Origin of the sequence: Paraburkholderia sp. GAS82 (assembly GCF_050436285.1) — a bacterium.
Classification (GTDB): Bacteria; Pseudomonadota; Gammaproteobacteria; order Burkholderiales; family Burkholderiaceae; genus Paraburkholderia; species Paraburkholderia phenazinium_B.
On record NZ_JBNDLX010000004.1, the window covers coordinates 15822 to 33659 of the forward strand.

Genomic DNA, 17838 nt, shown 5'->3' on the forward strand with positions numbered 1-17838 from the left:
CACTCCATTCTTCTCAATTTGCTTATCGGACAGCAGTTAACATGCCCGGTTCACCGTGCATCAGGCACGGGGACGCGCATTGTACCTATGAACCCAATTCAAACATGACCGACACTCATCTCATCGACGCCGTGGACATCTCCAGACGCGATCCGCTGAGCGGTCAGATACTCCTGCGTCAAACCCGTTTCACGCTGTACGCAGGCGACCGGGTCGCCATCACCGGCCCGTCGGGTTCGGGCAAGAGCGTGTTGCTGCGCGCGCTCGCGCTGCTCGATCCGCTTGACAGCGGATACATTGCCTGGCACGGCAAACCTGTCGAACGCGCGGCGATCCCGCGCTACCGCCGCAATGTCGCCTATATCCGGCAACGGCCCGCGATTCTCGACGGCACGGTCGAGGACAATCTGCGCTACCCGTTCTCGCTCAAGGCGTATCGCGATGTGCAGTTCGATCGCACGCGGGCCGCTTCGCTGGCGGCGCAGGCGGGTCGAGGCAACGACTTTCTCGACAAACGCGCGAGCGATCTGTCGGGCGGCGAAGCGCAGATCGCGGCGCTGATCCGTGTGCTGCAGCTCGACCCGGAGGTCTTGCTGCTCGACGAACCGACGGCCTCGCTCGACCCCGAGTCGTCGCACGCCATTGAAGGTCTCATCAAAGCGTGGTTCGCCGACGACCGGCAGCCGCGCGCATCGGTGTGGGTATCGCACGATCCGGCCCAGGCAAAACGCATGAGCGAGCGTCACCTGACCATGCGCGGCGGCGTTCTCGATGAAGCCGCAACACCGCGAGATGCCAATGAGGAACCAGCCCAATGAACCTGCAAAACCTCAGCCTGTGGGATGTGGCGATCGCCGCGCTGCTGATCGTGGTGAACGGCGCGGTGTCGGTGGCGCTCAAGCTGGACCTCGAACGTAAGCTCGCCTGGGCCGCGGTGCGCACCGTGGTTCAGTTGCTGGCGATCGGTTATGTGCTCGGCTGGGTGTTCCAGTTCGACCGCTGGTTTGTCGTGCTGCCGTTGATGGTGGCGATGACCCTCATCGCCGGATTCGCAGGCGCGCAACGCGGCGCACGCACCTATACCGGGCAGCGCGTCGACAGCATCGCATCGATCTGGGTCAGCTCGTGGCTGGTGGCTGCCGTGGGTCTGTTCGTCGTGATCCGCATTCGCCCGTGGTACGAGCCTCAATATGCGATTCCGATTCTCGGCATGATCCTCGGCAATACGCTCACCGGGGTGTCGCTTGGCATCGAACGGATGACCGAAGAGCTGACTGCGCGGCGCGATCGCGTGGACATGGCGCTCGCGCTTGGCGCCACCCGTTGGGAAGCTGCCCAGGCGCCGGCGCGGCAGGCGGTGCGTGCAGGGATGATTCCGACGCTCAACCAGATGGCAGTGGTAGGCATCGTCAGCCTGCCCGGCATGATGACCGGTCAGGTGCTCGCCGGTCAGTCGCCGCTGCAGGCTGTCCGCTATCAGATCGTGATCATGTTTCTGATCGCGGCGTCGTCGGCGCTCGGTACTGTGCTGGCCGTGCTGCTGACTTATCGGCGGCTGTTTTCAGCGGATCACCGGTTTTTGGCATCTCGATTGATGGAACGAGCGGCGACCAGGCGGCGCTGATGCTTGCCTTGCCGTGGCGTTAGATCCACTGCATGCAGCGCACATAGGCGGTGCATGCACAGCGCATCATATATGCCACCGAAGCGCTGATCACTCAACCGTTCAGCGCTTCGCCGACACCACGACCTGGGTTCCATCGCTCAAGGTCAGCGTCTTCGCACTGCCGTTGGTGGGCATGCTAAAACGCACGATCTGACTGAGCCTGACATCGTTCGGACACTTGAGCGTCTTGCCGGCGTTGGTCACGTTTTTGGTGCCGTGTGGCGCCAATGCCTGAAAGCTCAGTTGCACGGTTGCCGTACCGTCATTGGCGACCACCGGCGCAAAGCGGATCTGCGTTTGCCGCAGCACCGCGCCGTTGCTATCAAGGGGATACGACGTGTAGTCGGGACACTGGTCCGTCGCCGCGACCGCGCCGCCAGGCGGCACGGTCTTCCACGTGAAGTCATCGGATTCGCCGGAGCGGATCGTGCGGGTTTCCTGTACGTTGCCGAATTCCTTCGAAGTGACCTTGACGGTGTAGCGGATGGGTCCATCCGTCGCGGCTTGCGAAGTCACCGTGATCGGCGTGACGGCATGGGCTGCCGGCACCAGAGCGCAGGCAAGAGATGCGACCATAGACACGGCGGAGAGTCTGAAGCAGGGGCTCATACGGTCACCTCGTCGTTGTGCCGCTGCACGCTCGCGTCGCGAGACGCGCAGCGACTTTGCATGGAGCCCTGCCAGTCTACCGCCAAGCGGACCCAAAAACGCTTCGCGCGGATTGGGTGTTAACCCGCTTGCGTTAAGCGCGTCCCTTGGCTTAGCTATGCCTAGAAGCCGGTCAACACGAGCTTGCCGATTGCCCGGCCTTCTTCCAGCAATTGATGCGCACGCCGCACGTTCTGCGCATTGATCTTGCCGAGGTCCTCGCCGACCGTCGTGCGCAGCGTGCCCGCGTCGACGAGACGACCTACTTCGGTCAGCAGCTTGTGCTGTTCGATCATGTCGGGCGTACCGAACATCGAACGCGTGAACATGAATTCCCAATGGAACGCAGCGCTCTTCGCCTTCAGCAACTCGACCGCAACCGGATTGCTGTTTTCAACGATCGTACAAATACCGCCCTGCGGTTTGATCACCGCGGCTGCTGCCGGGAAGTGCTTGTCCGTGTCGTTGAAAATCAACACGTAGTCCACCTGCTCGAAACCGATCTCCTTCAACTGCGCCGGCATGTCGCCGAAATGATCGACGATGTGATCCGCGCCCAGTTCGGTCGCCCACTTTGCCGACGCCGGACGCGAGGCTGTCGCAATCACGGTCAGTCCGGCGAGCTGCTTCGCCAGTTGAATACCGATCGAACCCACCCCGCCCGCGCCGCCGATGATCAGCACCGAGCGCCCCTTGTCCGCGCCTTGCGGCGACACGCCGAGCCGGTCGAACAGCGCCTCCCACGCGGTAATCGCGGTCAAGGGCAACGCCGCGGCGTGGCTGAAGTCGAGCGAAGCCGGTTTGTGGCCGACGATGCGTTCGTCGACGAGGTGATACTCACTGTTCGCGCCCGGCCGGGTGATGCTCCCTGCATAGAACACCGGATCGCCGACCTTGAAAAGCGTCACTTCGGGGCCGACTGCCGCCACCGTTCCCGCCGCGTCCCAGCCGAGCACGCGTGGCGCCTTCTCGACCGTGTCTTTCGGCGAGCGCACCTTGTAATCGACCGGGTTCACGGAGATCGCTTCGACCTTCACGAGCAGGTCACGGCCGGTGGCTTCCGGCTTGGGAAGCTCGACGTCGAGCAGCGCTTCGGGATGATCGACGGGCAAATAGCGATAAAGACCGACAGCTTTCATGGCAACTCCTGATTCGTTGATCAATTAGGCGGGGTTAAACATTCGCTTCGACGCGGGTGCCGTGGGCGGCCGGCATCGATCGACTGGTTGCTATCTTAGGACGATCCTTCCTCTTTCAGAACAGGCATAATGGCTTAAACATTTTCTTGAAATTCGGAATAATGAAGTCTGCTGCCTCTCCGCCATCTGCCGTCAATGAGCGCGAACGGCTCGATCTGCTCGACGTCGCGCTGTTCGTGCGGGCTGCGCTGCTGGCTAATGTATCGGCGGCCGGGCGCGAGTTCGGTTTGTCGGCGGCGGTGGCAAGCGCCCGGCTCGCGCAGCTCGAAAGGCTGCTCGGCGCGCGTCTGCTGCATCGGACCACCCGCCGTATCAGCCTGACGCAGGACGGCGAGGTTTTCATGATGCGCGCCCAGACGCTGCTCGACGCCGCGGCGGCCGCCCGCGCTTCGGTTGGCCGGGCGCAAACCGAGCCGCAGGGACGTCTGCGGGTGTCGATGACATCGTCGTTTGGACGCCAGCATGTTTCGCCAGTGATCCCCGAATTTCTGCGCCGCTATCCGGGTGTGAGCGTCGATCTGCGCCTCTCCGACCATATCGTCGATCTCGTCGACGCCGGGGTCGATCTGGCAATCCGGCTTGGCGCGTTGAAGGATTCGACGCTGGTGGCAAAACGTCTGGCGGTGAACCGGCGCGTCATCTGCTGCGCACCCGCTTATCTGGCGGAGCACGGCACGCCGCATCATCCGGCCGATCTCGTGCAACACGAATGCGTGATTCTGTCGGACCAGCATACATGGGCTTTCGAGACGCCGGCGGGGCCGATCGATGTGCGCGTCAACGGGCGCCTCGCCACCGATAACGGCGAGGTCATCCGCGACGCCTTGCTGGCCGGCTTCGGCATTGCGCTGAAATCGACGTGGGATGTCGCGCCCTACCTGCGCAGCGGCAAACTGGTGACGATTCTCGACAGCTATCCGCTCGCCGAGACGGTGGCGATCTGGGGCGTCTATCCGAGCCGCGCATTCGTGCCGCCCAAGACGTTGGCGTTTATCGACTTTCTGGCAGAGCACTTCGGCGATCCGCCATATTGGGATCTCGAGCCGCGTGAGGCAGACGCGGGGTCCTGAGACGCGGAAAGCGTTGCACCTCGCAGCAACGCTCGCCTCCAATACGCATACCGGCGGCGTGCACTGGCGCAGAACCGGCCTTCATTCCCTTCATTCAATACCCACGCTTAGTGCTTGTTGCCCGCGCCAGACTTAACTTTGCCGCTGGAATTCGCATTGCTGTGCGCATCGTTCTGCGTCTTCTGCTGATACTCGTCGCCACCGCGCCGGTCCGTGTCCTTCAGGCCGCGTTGCAGATCGCTATGGGCCTGCTTGCCGACACGACGCGGATCGTCCTCGTGTTGCGACTCCGAAGTTTGATCGGTTTCGTGCGGCAACGGAGCGGCCTCATCCTGCAACGAACGGGCGTCCTGACTCGCGTGCGGGTCAGCGCTCTTGCCGTGCTTTTGTTGCTTGCCGCCCGCTTGCGACACTTGGGGTGATGTCTTCATCGTGTCCTCCCGTTCCAGTTGGTTTTGACTGCGCCAGCGCATAAGCGTCCGCCGGCTCAATCGGATTTCGCGCCATCGAGGCGCTTCCTCATTGCGGCGGTGATGCGTTGCCGCGTCTTCGCGTAATCCGCCCAAGGGTCTTGCCCCAGCGACTCAAGCCGTTCGTGCAGGTTGGCAATGGTCCATTGATCGCCGGCTGTGGTGCCGGCAACCTCGTCCCACGCGAGCGGTACAGAGACGCCAAGGCCAGGTCGTGCGCGCGCGGAAAAAGCGGCCACCGTGCTCGAGCCGCGGTTGTTGCGCAGGTAATCGACGAAGATCTTGCGCTTGCGGTTCTGCGGACCCATCTTCGCGGCGAAATGTTTGGGCAGCGTGGCCGCCATGTGTTGTGCGACGGCCTGCGAAAACGCCTTCACCTCGTCCCAACCGGCCTGCTTCGCGAGCGGCACGACAACATGCAAGCCTTTGCCGCCGCTTGTTTTGCAGAACGATTCGAGACCGAGTTCGTCGAGCAGCGTACGGGTCAGTTGAGCGGCTTCGATCATCTTGTCCCAGCCGAGCGCCGGGTCCGGATCGAGATCGAACACCATCCGGTCAGGCTTTTCGATGTTCGAAGCGAGCGCGTTCCACGTATGCAGCTCGACTGTGCCCATCTGCGCCGCGCCGATTAGCGCCTTTACTGTGTCGACCGAGATCAGCGGCGGATGGCCAGGATCGAGGCCTGGATGCTGGGTGACGTTCGGAATCCCCAGCTTCTGGCTATGCTTCTGGAAAAACAGCTCGCCGCCGATGTCCTCCGGGGCGCGCACCAGCGAGACCGGCCGATCCTTCAGATGCGGCAGCATCCAGTCAGCAACCGATTCGTAGTACTGCACGAGATCGATTTTGCGGGCGCCGGACTGTTTGTCGATGACGCGGTCTGGGTGAGAGATCCGCACGCCGGCGATCGATGACGGCTCGTCGGCTGCAGTGGTCTTCTTGCCGCGCGATGCGCGGGCCGGTGCGGTCTTGGACGCCGCGGCTTTGGGCGTTGCCGTCCTGGACGTTTCAGACTTGGACGCTGCAGCTTTGGATGTTGCAGCCGCTGACTTTTCAGCCTTGGACGCTGCGGCTTTAGACGTTGCGCTGTTCCCTGCCGCGTCCTGCTTCACGGTGCGTTTTCTCGCTGCACCCGGTTTCGCGGTTGTATCGGCAGAACGCCCGGTTGGATTCGGTTGCACATCGGCTCCTTCGCGCGGCGTTTCCCTGACGATCTGCCGCGCCGGTTTATCGTTTCGCAAGCTCACGAACGACGCCTGCCGCACGATGCGCTCGTCGGTCCACTCCGCGAAATTGCACTCGCACACGAGCGACGGCTTGACCCAGTGAACGGGCGTGCGACTGCGTTCGCGAGGCACACTGGCGAACGGCATGCGTGAGGTCTCGAGCACATCGAGTTCCTTCTTCACCGAACGCAGCAGCGCCGCATCGAAGCCCGTGCCGACCCGTCCCGCGTACTGCAGTTTGCCTTTGCTGTCGTGCACGCCGAGCAGCAACGCGCCAAACGCCGCCCGGCTGCCCGCAGGCTCCGTGTAGCCGCCAATCACGAATTCCTGACGACGCCGGCACTTGAGCTTGATCCAGGTCGACGTGCGGCCCGACGCGTAATGGCTGTCGCGCCGTTTGCCGATGATCCCCTCGAGCGCCATGTCGCAGGCGCTTTTCAGCAGTTCCTCCGCGCTGAAGGCGAAGTCCTCGGAAAAGCGCAGAACCCGCTCGTCCGTGCCCTCCAGCAGCGCGTGCAGAATGGCGCGGCGTTGTACCAGTGGCACGGCACGCAGGTCGTAACCGTTGAGATACGGGACGTCGAACAGATAGATCACAATGTCTTGCGGCCGGTTTGCATCGAATGCATTCTGAAGTGCCTGGAAGTTCGGCACATCGTTGTGATCGAGCACGACTGCTTCGCCATCGAGCCATGCGCTCTCGAGTTCGAGTTGCGCCAGCGCGTCGACCTGTTTGCTGAATTTCGCGCTCCAGTCGTTGCCGGCGCGCGTATCGATGCGTACAGGATGCTTCGAGGCGCGATGATCGATGCGCACCAGCACCCGGTAACCGTCGAACTTGATCTCGTACGACCATTCGTCGCCAGGCGGGGCGGCGTCGACCAGTGTCGCCAGTTGCGGCTTGAGCGTGGCGGGCAAGCTGGCTTTCGCCGCGCCCTTGATTGCCGGCGATGCCGCTAGCGTGCGGAGCGACTCCGCGCTGCGGTTGGCGACGATATCGGTTTTTGTCGGGTCGGCCGCATGCGCTTGCGAGGTGGATTTCCGCCCCGCGATGGTTGTTTTGCTGGAGCGGGTGGCTCGTTTGGCTGAGGTGTGCGTGTCTACGGCATGCTTGTCTGCCGTCTTTCCCACTGCCGTCTTCCCGCCCGTTTTTCCAGCCGCGGCTTTGCGCGCCACGCCGTTGCGTGAGCGAGACGCCGCCGGAGCATCGAGCACACTGCCAGGACGCTCGGCGAGCACATCGAAATCCGCCTCGCTGCGGGCCGCGTCGTCGCGTTCCTTGATCAGCAGCCACTGCTCCTTGTCCCCACTTCCACGCATATGGCTGCGTACCAGCATCCAGCCGCCCTGGAGCTTGTCGCCAGCCAACGTGAACTTGAGCTTGCCTGCCCGATAGGCCTCGTGCGCGTGCTTGAGGCCCCCGTCCGGTTCCCACGTGCCGCGATCCCATACGATTACGGAACCTGCACCGTAATTGCCGGGCGGTATCTCCCCTTCGAACGACCCGTATTCCAATGGGTGATCTTCCACATGGACAGCCAGCCGCTTCACCGACGGGTCCAGACTCGGTCCTTTAGGCACCGCCCAGGACTTCAGCGTGCCATCGAGTTCCAGGCGAAAGTCGTAGTGAAGGCGGCGCGCGTCATGCTCCTGAATCACATAGGACAGCGCGTGCGCCTGTCCGGCCGACGACGCCTTGCGGCGCCCGACCTTCGGCGCGCCCTTACCTGACGGCTCGGGTGTCTCGTCGAAGCGGCGCTTGCGGTGATAGGGATCAAGGCGGTCGGCCATAGCAGTGCTTTAAAGACAGGCTTACGCAGCGCTACGCTTGCGCGGCGCAGCTTCTTTGCGCGAAGCCGCCGCGCGCGCGCCGGTGCTAGCCGCGCGGCGCGTCGTGCCAGTCTTGCGGCGTGGCGGCTCGGCCGCCTCCTCCGCATCATCGTCCTGCGCCGCGGACGCTCGCCCGCGCGTCTTGCCCTTGCCACGTCCAAGGCTGCGCTTGAGCAGGTCCGACAGATCGAGAATCTCGGCCGACTGACGCGATTCCTTGGGAGTTTCTACGTCGGTGACCTCTTCGGTCTTGCCCGCGCGAACCTTGCGGTCGACGAGCGCCATGATGTCGTCGCGAAACGTGTCGTGATAGGTCGACGGGTCCCAACTGTCGCTCATGTCGTCGATCAGCTTTTTCGCCATATCGAGTTCGCGCGCGGTCACTCCCGCCTTCTTCGGGTCCTCGGACGGCAACTTCAATTCATTGTAGTCGCGCACTTCGTCGGCCCAGCGCAGTGTGTTGAGCGCAAGAACCGGCCCAACCGGAATCAGCGCCGCCAGATGCTGCTTGTTGTGCAACACCACGTTCGCGACGCCGATCTTGCCGGACGCCTTCAGTGCCTCGCGCAGCAACGCATAGACCTTCTCGCCCTTGCGGTCGGGCGCCAGAAAATATGGAGTGTCGAGATAGAGAAACGAAATCTCGGGGGCTTCGACGAACGCGAGGATATCGACGGTTTGCGTCGACTCCGGATTCGCCGAGCGGATTTCGTCATCGGACAGGACAACGTACTTATCCTTCTCGTACTCGAAGCCGCGGACGATGTTATCGCGCGTGACTTCCTTGCCGGTCCGCTTGTTGATCTGCCGGTAGCCGATGGGATCGATGGACCGCTTGTCGAGCAGATTGAAGCCGACTTTTTCCGACTGCGTGGCCGGATACAGTTGTACCGGCACGTGCACGAGGCCGAAGCTGATCGCGCCTTTCCAGATCATGTGTGACATCGTGCGCTCCACAAAGGCCGGGATCTTTGACGAAGCAGCAAGCGTGCCACGGAGGCACGGCCGTGGTGGGCCGCGCCAGTGCCCGTGCGGCCCGGCGGCACCCCTCTGGGCGCCCTGTAACTCTTGCGTAAGATCGGCAAAAGCTACGGTCGGGCAACGCCGCGGGCGGCCTGCGCCGACCCGTTACAATAGCCAGATTTTCCGCGCGCGCCGCGCGCTCTTTCCTGCGTCGACATGAACCTCGTCATCCAAAGCCCCGCGCCGTTGTCCGCCGATCACCATAAGACGCTCATCGCGCTTGCGCGTGGCTCGCGCGCCACCGTCATCGATGCGTACGCCATCCGCATTGCCGACGCCAACCCCGCCCAGCGCGCCGATCTCGAGGTTTACTGCGACACGCACTCGCTGGACTTCGCGTTTGTCGAACCCAACCGGCACTTGCGGGACTTCGGCCTGGTGGCAATGGATATGGATTCGACGCTGATCACGATCGAATGCATCGACGAAATCGCCGATTTCTGCGGGCTGAAAGCCGAGGTCGCGGCGATCACCGAGGCGTCGATGCGCGGCGAAATCAAGGACTTCAACGAAAGCCTCACGCGCCGGGTAGCGCTGCTCAAGGGCCTCGACGCCAGCGCGCTGGAACGCGTGTACGACGAACGGCTGCGTCTCTCGCCGGGAGCTGAACAGATGCTCGCCGGGGCAAAGGCAGCGGGTCTGAAAACGTTGCTCGTGTCCGGCGGTTTCACGTTCTTCACGGACAAGCTGAAGGCCCGCCTGGGCCTCGATTTCTCGCACGCGAATACGCTCGAAATCGTCGACGGCAAACTGACCGGCAACGTGACAGGCGAGATCGTGAACGCGGACGTCAAGGCGCGTACGCTGCGTGAGACCTGTGCCCAGCTCGGCATAGATCCGAACCGGGCGATCGCGATGGGCGACGGTTCGAACGATCTGAAAATGATGGCCGAGGCCGGGTTATCGGTCGCATTTCGTGCCAAGCCAGTGGTGCGCGAAGCGGCCAGCGTCGCGTTTAACCACGTTGGGCTGGATGGGGTGTTGCGATTGTTTTGAGCTGCTTAAGACGTCGCAACGCGGTAAGTGCGGCGATTCTTAAAAAGAACGCTTCATTCTCAGCAAGCGATACCTAGGCCAACGTACTCAAACTCTGCTCGATATCCGCGCGCAGATCGGCCTCTTCCTCCAGCCCGACATAGAAGCGCACCAACGTGCCTTGATGCGGCCACTGCGCCGCCGTACGCATCGAAGCGATGTCGTACGGTACCACGAGGCTGTGCGCCCCACCCCAGCTCCAGCCGATCGAAAACAGCTCGAGCGACTCGCAGAACGTGTCGATTTGCGTCGGCGTGTAGCGGCCGTCGAACACGACCGAAAACAGTCCGCCCGCGCCGGTGAAATCGCGTTCGTAGAACTCGTGTCCCGGACAATCGGTAAATGCCGGATGCAGCACCGCCGCAATCTCAGGACGTGTCTTCAGCCACTTCGCCAGGGCGAGCGCGCTGCGGTCATGCTGCTCGAAACGCACCCGCATGCTGGGCAGGCTGCGCAGAATCAGCGAGCAGTCGTCCGCGGAGACGCCGATGCCCATGCGCATGCGCGCCGCTTTCAGCTTCAGATGCACGTCACGATCCACCGTGATGGTCGCGCCCATCAGCACGTCGCCACCACCCGACTGATACTTGGTCAGCGCCTGAAGCGAGATATCGACACCATGATCGAACGGACGAAACGCCAGTCCAGCGGACCAGGTATTGTCGATTGCCGTGATGACGTTGCGGGCACGCGCTGCCGCAGTGATCGCCCGCACGTCGGGCACTTCCATCGTCACCGAGCCCGGCGCTTCGAGCCAGATCAGGCGTGTATTGGGCTGAATAAGGTCCGCAATCCCCGCGCCGATCAACGGGTCGTAATAACGTGCCGTAATGCCGAAATCGCGCGCCAGCCAATCGCCGTGCTCGCGGTTCGGCGAATACACGTTGTCGGGGATCAGGACGTCGTCGCCCGCCTTGACGAGGCCAAAGTAGACGTTGGAGATCGCCGACAGTCCCGACGGCTGCAACAGCGCATGATTGCCGCCTTCGATCGCGGCGAGCCGCTGCGCCAGCACGAGGGAGGTCGGCGTCGCATGCAGGCCGTAGCGCCACTGGCCGTCGTTGCGCCAGTCGCACGCGCGCATCGCGGCGAGATCGGGAAACACGACCGTCGATGCGCGCGCCACCGGCACCGATAGCGATTCGAAGCCCGGTGTGACCTGGTCTTCAGCGCGTACGATGCGGGTTTGCAGGCTGCGCTTTGGTTTGGATTGAGTCATGGTGATTTCGCGTAGAGGCAAAACAGAACGGATAGCGCGTGCCGCAGCACAGCGCCTAGTCGCCTGTCGACAGGTTGTTCACCCCGTTCACCGTATGCGCGCCACTCGGGGCTGCGGCAGCCGGAGCGGCGGGTGCAGCCGGGGTGGCAGCAGCACCGCCAGCGGCCGGCGGCGCCGTTTGCGCAGCTGCAGCAGGAACAGGTTGTCCCGCAGCCAGCGGACGCAAGTCGAACGGCTGCGGATCCGAATCGTCGACATTCATCCGGTCGCCCGCCACCGAACCGTCGGCAGCAAACTTGCCAACCCAGTTGCCAGTGATATGGGTACCGTCGTTCGACTCTTCCACTTCGAGGGTATCGCCGTCGCGATCCCCCGCGAGCAGGATCACTTCGCCCGTGTCGGTGTACTGATATTCACCATGCACGCCCGACGGATCGTCGGTCTTCGGTCCGAGGCGTAGCACGATCTGGCGCGAGCCAAGCGTGCCCACCAGGCGCGGAAACTTTGCAAACTCCGGGCTCGGCTTGAGCGGCAACTGGATCGGCGGCGGCGCGGCGAGTTCCTTGACCGCATCGCTTTGTGCCCAGACCTGGGCAGGCATCAAGACGCTCGCACCGGCCAGCAGCAGCACCGCCGCAGTACCGGAGACCCAGCCGCGCAAAGAGGCAGCGTTCTTCATTGCTTTCGATTCCAGCATCGTTCCTTTCCTGTTGCACGAGGCGAGGCGCTACGCCTCGCGTCAAATCCGCTCGAAGATCGCCGCGATGCCCTGGCCGCCGCCGATGCACATCGTCACGAGCGCGTAACGCCCGCCAATGCGCTGCAGTTCGTAGAGCGCCTTCACGGTAATCAGTGCGCCGGTCGCGCCGATCGGGTGGCCGAGCGAAATGCCGGAGCCGTTCGGATTGACCTTCGCGGGATCGAGTCCAAGTTCCTTGCTGACCGCACACGCCTGAGCGGCAAATGCTTCGTTGGCTTCGATGACATCGAGATCGGCGACCGTCAGGCCGGCCCGTTCGAGCACCTTGCGGGTAGCCGGCACCGGGCCGATACCCATGTAAGCCGGATCGACGCCCGCGTGCGCGTACGCGACCAGACGTGCCAATGGCTGCACACCGCGCTGCTCCGCGACGCTGCGCTCCATCAGGACAACCGCAGCGGCCGCGTCGTTGATACCGGACGCGTTGCCGGCAGTGACCGAGCCGTTTTCCTTCGCAAACACCGGCTTCAACTTCGCAAAGTCTTCCGCCGACGGATTCACGCGAACGTGTTCATCCTGCTCGAACACGACGTCACCCTTCTTCGATGCAATCGTGACCGGCAGAATCTGTTCCTTGAAATAGCCGTTCGCGATAGCGTGGGCGGCACGACGATGCGATTCGAGCGCGAGCGCATCCTGGGCTTCACGCGTGACGCCGTATTTTTGCGCGACGTTCTCAGCCGTCACGCCCATGTGGATGCCCTGGAACGGATCGTTGAGCGCGCCCAGCATCATGTCGACGAGACGCGCATCGCCCATGCGCTGGCCGAAGCGCGCAGCGGGCATCACGTACGGCGCGCGGCTCATGTTTTCCGCGCCGCCGCCGATGGCGATATCCGCATCGCCGAGCAGCACGCTCTGCGCGGCGGAGACGATCGCCTGCAGACCGGAACCGCACAAGCGGTTCACCGTCAACGCAGGCGTATGCTGCGCGACGCCGCCGTTCAGCGCCGCGACGCGGGCCAGATACATATCCTTCGGTTCGGTGTGAACCACGTTGCCGAACACGACGTGACCCACTTCGTCGCCCGACACCTTCGCGCGCGACAACACCTCACGCACCACGCGTGCGCCGAGATCGGTCGGCGAGAAGTCTTTGAGGCTGCCACCGAAGTCGCCAATTGCCGTCCGTACCCCGCTTACCACTACGACGTCCCGTTGCATTGCTCGCTCCTCCTACTCTCTGATTCACTGATGGTGATCTGGATTGCCACTATTTCAACGACGGTCGCGGACCGCCTGGTTCGTTGTCGCCGCGTCCAGGTGCTCTCGTGCAGATCACGCGCATACGTGCGAGAGAGACGCCTTAAACCGCCGCGGCCAACGCCTGCTCGACCACCGCACGATGGGGAATCGGCGCCACTGCGCCGTAGCCTTGCGTGGACAATGCCGCCGCCACGTTGGCATAGCGCGCCGCGGCAAACGGATCGTCACCCGCGACGATGCGCGCAATAAACGCGCCGCCGAAACAATCGCCAGCACCGGTCGCATCGACGGCGTTCACGACGTGACCCGGCACGAGGCGGCGCTCATCCGGCGTGGCCACATAAGCGCCCTGCTTGCCGAGCTTGAGCGCTACCACGCGGGGCCCGAGCGCCAGCAGATAATCGACGATCTCGTCGCGGCCAGTGAGCCCCGTCAGCTCAGTGACATCGTCCCAGCTTGGGAGACAGATATCCGTGTAGCGAATCGCTTCGGCCATCACCGCACGCGCTCGCGCGAGCGGCCACAGCTTGAGGCGCAGGTTGGTATCGAAACTGACACGCACACCGTTCGCGCGAGCGTGGCCGATTGCCGCGAGAGCGGCATCGCAGGCACTTACGCTGATGGCGAGACTGATGCCGGACAGATGCACCACCTGGGCCGCGGCAATCGCGTCAAGCGGCAAATCCCGTGGGGCGTAACGACTCGCGGCCGAACCGGCGCGCAGATAATCGAACTGATGCCCGTCCGGGCCGTGCGAGACAAAATAGACGCCGGTGGGCGCGTGGCTATCGACCTTCACCATCGACGTAGCGACCGACTCGCACTGCCACAGATCGAGCAGCAGACGCCCGAAATGATCGTCGCCGACTGCCGACACAAAGCCGGCCGTCGCGCCCTGACGAGCAGCCGCGACGCAGAAGTTCGAGGTGTCGCCGCCAAACCCCTGCAAATAGTTCGGCTCGTCCTTCGACGCCTGGTTGAATTCGACCATTGCCTCGCCGAGCGCGAGGACTGCCGGGCTCGCGGACGTAGGCATGGCTTACACCTCGCCCCACAGATCGTGGCCATCCGCACCGCTGATCTTCACCGAGACAAAATCACCGACCTTGTAGCGCTTCGAGGCCTTGGTGGTGGGCGCGATATACACGACGCCGTCGATCTCCGGCGCATCCGCTGCCGTGCGGCCGATGCCGCCATCGGTATTGATCTCGTCGACCAGCACCTTCAGCGTCTTGCCGACCTTGCGGGCGATGCGCTTCGCCGACACTTCCTCGGCGACTTCCATGAAACGCGCGCGGCGTTCTTCACGCACTTCGTCGGGCAACGCACCGTCCAGTTCGTTGGCCGTGGCGCCCTCAACCGGCGAGTAAGCAAAGCAGCCAACACGATCCAGCTCTGCTTCGCGGATGAAGTCGAGCAGCGTCTGGAAATGCTCTTCGGTCTCACCAGGAAAGCCGGCGATGAACGTGCTGCGGATGGTCAGGTCCGGGCACATCTCGCGCCATGCGCGCACGCGCTCAAGCACTTTTTCGGCATTGGCCGGGCGCTTCATCCGCTTGAGCACTTCGGGATGCGCGTGCTGGAACGGTACATCGAGGTACGGCAGCACGTGGCCTTTGAACGGGCCTTCGGCCATCATCGGGATCACTTCGTCGACGCTTGGGTACGGATACACATAGTGCAGGCGCACCCAGGCGCCGTATTGCGCAGCCAGTTCGCCGAGTGCGCCGACCAGATCGGTCATGCGCGTCTTGATCGGCTTGCCGTTCCAGAAACCGGTGCGGTACTTCACGTCCACGCCATATGCACTCGTGTCCTGCGAAATCACCAGCAGTTCCTTCACACCGGACTTCAACAGGTTTTCAGCTTCGAGCATCACGTCGGCGACCGGACGCGACACGAGGTCGCCGCGCATGGACGGGATAATGCAGAACGTGCAGCGATGGTTGCAGCCTTCGGAAATCTTCAGATACGCGTAGTGGCGCGGCGTGAGCTTCACGCCCGCAGCGGGCACGAGATCCACGAACGGGTCGTGCGGCTTCGGCAGGTGGTGATGGACCGCCTGCATCACTTCGCCCAGCGCATGCGGACCGGTGACGGCCAGCACCTTCGGATGCACCTCTTCGATCAGGCCTGAGCCGCTCGCGCTCTTCTTCGCGCCGAGGCAACCGGTGACGATCACCTTGCCGTTTTCGGACAGCGCCTCGCCGATGGCGTCGAGGCTTTCCTGGACCGCTTCGTCGATGAAGCCGCAGGTGTTGACGACGACCAGATCGGCGCCGTCATAGGTCCCCGAGATCTCGTAGCCTTCGGCGCGCAGTTGCGTGATGATCTGCTCGGAGTCGACGAGCGCTTTCGGGCAGCCGAGGGAGACCATGCCGATTTTAGGAGCAGATCCCGCCTTCGCCTTTGATTCCAAATGGTTTTTCACTGATACACCGTACTTGTGGGGGTCGTGGCGCACCGCGCCGCGAAGGCACTATTCTACCGTGCCATGTGCCCTCGACGTCCCCTCGTCGGAATATGACCGCGACGCTGAAGCGGGTCGTGAAATGCAACACCCGGTAAAGCCGGGCCGCCGCGGCGATGCCTAAGCTAATGCGGCCGTGCTGGCCGTTGCCTCGTCGTCGCCTTTCTCAACTCGGTCTGCGTCCACCGCCGCATGCCATTCGACACCCAGGCCGTGCAGCGGCACATGGACCGGAGTCTGAACTGGCGGCACCACAAAGAGATCGGCCGACGAACGCTTCTGGTGTTTGTCGGACACCCAGACGCTCCAACCTGCGTCGACCTTAAATTGAAGCTTTTTCAGACGCTTGCTGTAGCGGCGACGAGCGACAAGATCGCGCCCATTCACATGGACTCCCGAGACGTGGCCAAAACAGTAAACCGATGACGCGATCGGGAAGATAAGCGCGCTGCACAAGACATCGGTCAGCTGGAGACCGACGTGGTTGTTACTCACACCGAACGTCGGCAACTCGATCACACGGTCAAATGGATCGCCTTTCGCCCGGTACTTTTGAGTAAAAATCGAATGCGCAACCTGGTCGTTCAGTTGCGTAGTCCTGAAGTCGGCAATCACAAAACCTTGCGAGTCCTTGTGCTTCAGGAACGACTGGAAAGCCTTGCATGCATACTGCACCGATTGAGTATAGGTCTCGCGCGACTTGAACGGCATGGCTACACCCTTTATCCAGACCGATGCGAGAACCCGACAGCTGTAGCGCTCAAGCAGTCCCAACGTATCGTCGATAAACCGCAATTGCGTTCGGGCTTTATGGCCTTTCTTCCGGATCGCACTTCGAAGATCAGAGCCCTTGACCTCTTCTCGCACGTCGTCGAGTAGATGAGGCGAAGTGAACGACCCCGGGAAGTACGTGCGCTTCAACGTGAGAAACTCACGCGTGAGGAGCGGGAGCGCCTCTTGATGAACGACCAGTCCTGCGACTACAAGCAAAGGCTGAATATCCGTTTTCCTCGCGGGCAAAGGCGCACTGCATCCTGCCTCGTCGATGTAACAGATATACGACACTTTTGCCCCCGGAAATGAAAACAGCCGCTTTGAGCGGCTGTTTGGCGGCGTATCGCCGTATTTGTCGCCAGGTTGCCCCGTTCGACGATTGATTGAGCTACGGCCCAATCATTTGGAAAATGGTAAGCGCTCGACGCAACGGCGTCAATCCCTCCGATTGGCCAACCGCCTCTACGTTTGCTCCACGAATCCCGCAGTTTTATTCTTTGGCGTGACCGCGCGAGCGCACGAGCGCACGCCGAAACAAACACCGGATCATGCATTGTCTCGCTCGTCACGTCGCCGGCGCAGTCAACCAGCTTTGCCGCTCAACCAGCAGCTATCGCCAGCGCTACGCTAATCCAGGCGCGTCGCCCCCTACTTCTTCTCCGGCTCCGGATCCGTCTGCGGATTGGCCGGCGTAAACGGGAACGTGCTGAACATCGACTTGGCCTGATTCTGCATCTGCTCCTGCATCTGCACGAACATGTTCTTCGACTGCTCGATATAGCTGGTCATCATGCCCTGCATCATCGGCGCCTGCATGTTCATGAACTGCGACCACACCTCGGGGTTCATCGCCTTGCCTTCATACAGGTTCTTCGACTGGTCGGCGAGCTTGGCCTGAATGTCGATGAACGCCTGAATGTTCTTCTCGAGATACGTGCCCATCATCCCCTGCATCGCGTGTCCGTAGAAACGGATGATCTGTGAGAGCATCGACGACGAGAACATCGGCAAACCGCCGCTCTCTTCTTCCAGAATGATCTGCAACAGAATGGCGCGCGTCAGGTCTTCGTTGCTCTTGGCATCGATAACCTTGAAATCCTCCTGGTCCAGCACGAGCTGCTTGACGTCCGTCAGCGTGATGTACGTGCTTGTCTCGGTATCGTAGAGCCGACGGTTCGGATATTTCTTGATGAGTCGTTCGGCAGTTTTCTTTGTAGTAGTGGTCATTTAACGCCTTTGAGC

Annotated in this window: 16 protein-coding genes; 4 read left to right on the forward strand and 12 right to left on the reverse strand. The window is 62.4% G+C overall.

Annotated features, from left to right (window positions below; all coding sequences use genetic code 11):
• Positions 1 to 104 precede the first annotated feature (104 nt).
• Complete coding sequence (locus P3T17_RS13585; RefSeq protein ID WP_429407238.1) at positions 105 to 818, forward strand: ABC transporter ATP-binding protein; 714 nt, start codon at positions 105 to 107, stop codon at positions 816 to 818.
• Entirely contained in the window at positions 815 to 1624 is an 810-nt protein-coding gene (locus P3T17_RS13590; RefSeq protein WP_429407240.1) for an ABC transporter permease, read from the forward strand. The genes P3T17_RS13585 and P3T17_RS13590 overlap by 4 nt, the downstream gene beginning before the upstream one ends.
• 102 nt (positions 1625 to 1726) lie before the next feature.
• On the opposite strand, the gene P3T17_RS13595 is transcribed toward P3T17_RS13590, so the two are convergent.
• A complete protein-coding gene (locus P3T17_RS13595; protein ID WP_074264791.1) occupies positions 1727 to 2275 on the reverse strand; it encodes a DUF6013 family protein in 549 nt (182 codons plus the stop codon).
• A 161-nt stretch (positions 2276 to 2436) separates the two neighbouring features.
• Positions 2437 to 3453: a zinc-binding alcohol dehydrogenase family protein gene (locus tag P3T17_RS13600; protein ID WP_429407242.1), complete on the reverse strand. Its 1017-nt coding sequence runs from the start codon at positions 3451 to 3453 to the stop codon at positions 2437 to 2439.
• Positions 3454 to 3614: 161 nt separating this feature from the next.
• On the opposite strand from P3T17_RS13600, the gene P3T17_RS13605 reads away from it, so the two are divergent.
• A complete protein-coding gene (locus tag P3T17_RS13605) occupies positions 3615 to 4583 on the forward strand; it encodes a LysR family transcriptional regulator (protein WP_429407244.1) in 969 nt (322 codons plus the stop codon).
• Positions 4584 to 4690: 107 nt separating this feature from the next.
• On the opposite strand, the gene P3T17_RS13610 is transcribed toward P3T17_RS13605, so the two are convergent.
• The 3 genes from P3T17_RS13610 to P3T17_RS13620 are packed head-to-tail and all read right to left on the reverse strand — an operon-like array spanning position 4691 to position 9054.
• Entirely contained in the window at positions 4691 to 5014 is a 324-nt protein-coding gene (locus tag P3T17_RS13610) for a hypothetical protein (RefSeq protein WP_429288466.1), read from the reverse strand.
• A gap of 56 nt (positions 5015 to 5070) precedes the next feature.
• A complete protein-coding gene (gene ligD / locus P3T17_RS13615) occupies positions 5071 to 8070 on the reverse strand; it encodes a DNA ligase D (RefSeq protein ID WP_429407246.1) in 3000 nt (999 codons plus the stop codon).
• A 21-nt stretch (positions 8071 to 8091) separates the two neighbouring features.
• Positions 8092 to 9054: a Ku protein gene (locus P3T17_RS13620; RefSeq protein ID WP_429407248.1), complete on the reverse strand. Its 963-nt coding sequence runs from the start codon at positions 9052 to 9054 to the stop codon at positions 8092 to 8094.
• Positions 9055 to 9288: 234 nt separating this feature from the next.
• Between P3T17_RS13620 and serB the strand changes: the two genes are divergently transcribed.
• Complete coding sequence (gene serB, locus P3T17_RS13625) at positions 9289 to 10128, forward strand: phosphoserine phosphatase SerB (protein WP_429407249.1); 840 nt, start codon at positions 9289 to 9291, stop codon at positions 10126 to 10128.
• Between the two features lie 73 nt (positions 10129 to 10201).
• Here the strand turns inward: serB and P3T17_RS13630 are convergent, their stop codons facing one another.
• The 7 genes from P3T17_RS13630 to phaR form a co-directional block, all read right to left on the reverse strand.
• Positions 10202 to 11386 carry a cystathionine beta-lyase gene (locus tag P3T17_RS13630; protein WP_429407251.1) on the reverse strand — a complete coding sequence of 395 codons (1185 nt, stop codon included), beginning with the start codon at positions 11384 to 11386 and terminating at the stop codon, positions 10202 to 10204.
• A gap of 55 nt (positions 11387 to 11441) precedes the next feature.
• Positions 11442 to 12083, reverse strand: coding sequence for a hypothetical protein (locus tag P3T17_RS13635; protein ID WP_429407253.1), 642 nt, complete (start codon positions 12081 to 12083; stop codon positions 11442 to 11444).
• A 42-nt stretch (positions 12084 to 12125) separates the two neighbouring features.
• Positions 12126 to 13310 carry a beta-ketothiolase BktB gene (gene bktB / locus P3T17_RS13640; RefSeq protein WP_429407255.1) on the reverse strand — a complete coding sequence of 395 codons (1185 nt, stop codon included), beginning with the start codon at positions 13308 to 13310 and terminating at the stop codon, positions 12126 to 12128.
• 142 nt (positions 13311 to 13452) lie between these two features.
• Entirely contained in the window at positions 13453 to 14388 is a 936-nt protein-coding gene (locus P3T17_RS13645; protein ID WP_429407257.1) for a sugar kinase, read from the reverse strand.
• A 3-nt stretch (positions 14389 to 14391) separates the two neighbouring features.
• Entirely contained in the window at positions 14392 to 15729 is a 1338-nt protein-coding gene (rimO, locus tag P3T17_RS13650) for a 30S ribosomal protein S12 methylthiotransferase RimO (RefSeq protein ID WP_429407889.1), read from the reverse strand.
• A 213-nt stretch (positions 15730 to 15942) separates the two neighbouring features.
• On the reverse strand, positions 15943 to 16887 hold the full coding sequence (locus tag P3T17_RS13655) for a DUF3800 domain-containing protein (RefSeq protein ID WP_429407258.1): 945 nt from the start codon (positions 16885 to 16887) through the stop codon (positions 15943 to 15945).
• A 357-nt stretch (positions 16888 to 17244) separates the two neighbouring features.
• Entirely contained in the window at positions 17245 to 17823 is a 579-nt protein-coding gene (gene phaR / locus P3T17_RS13660) for a polyhydroxyalkanoate synthesis repressor PhaR (protein ID WP_074264803.1), read from the reverse strand.
• Positions 17824 to 17838 lie beyond the last annotated feature (15 nt).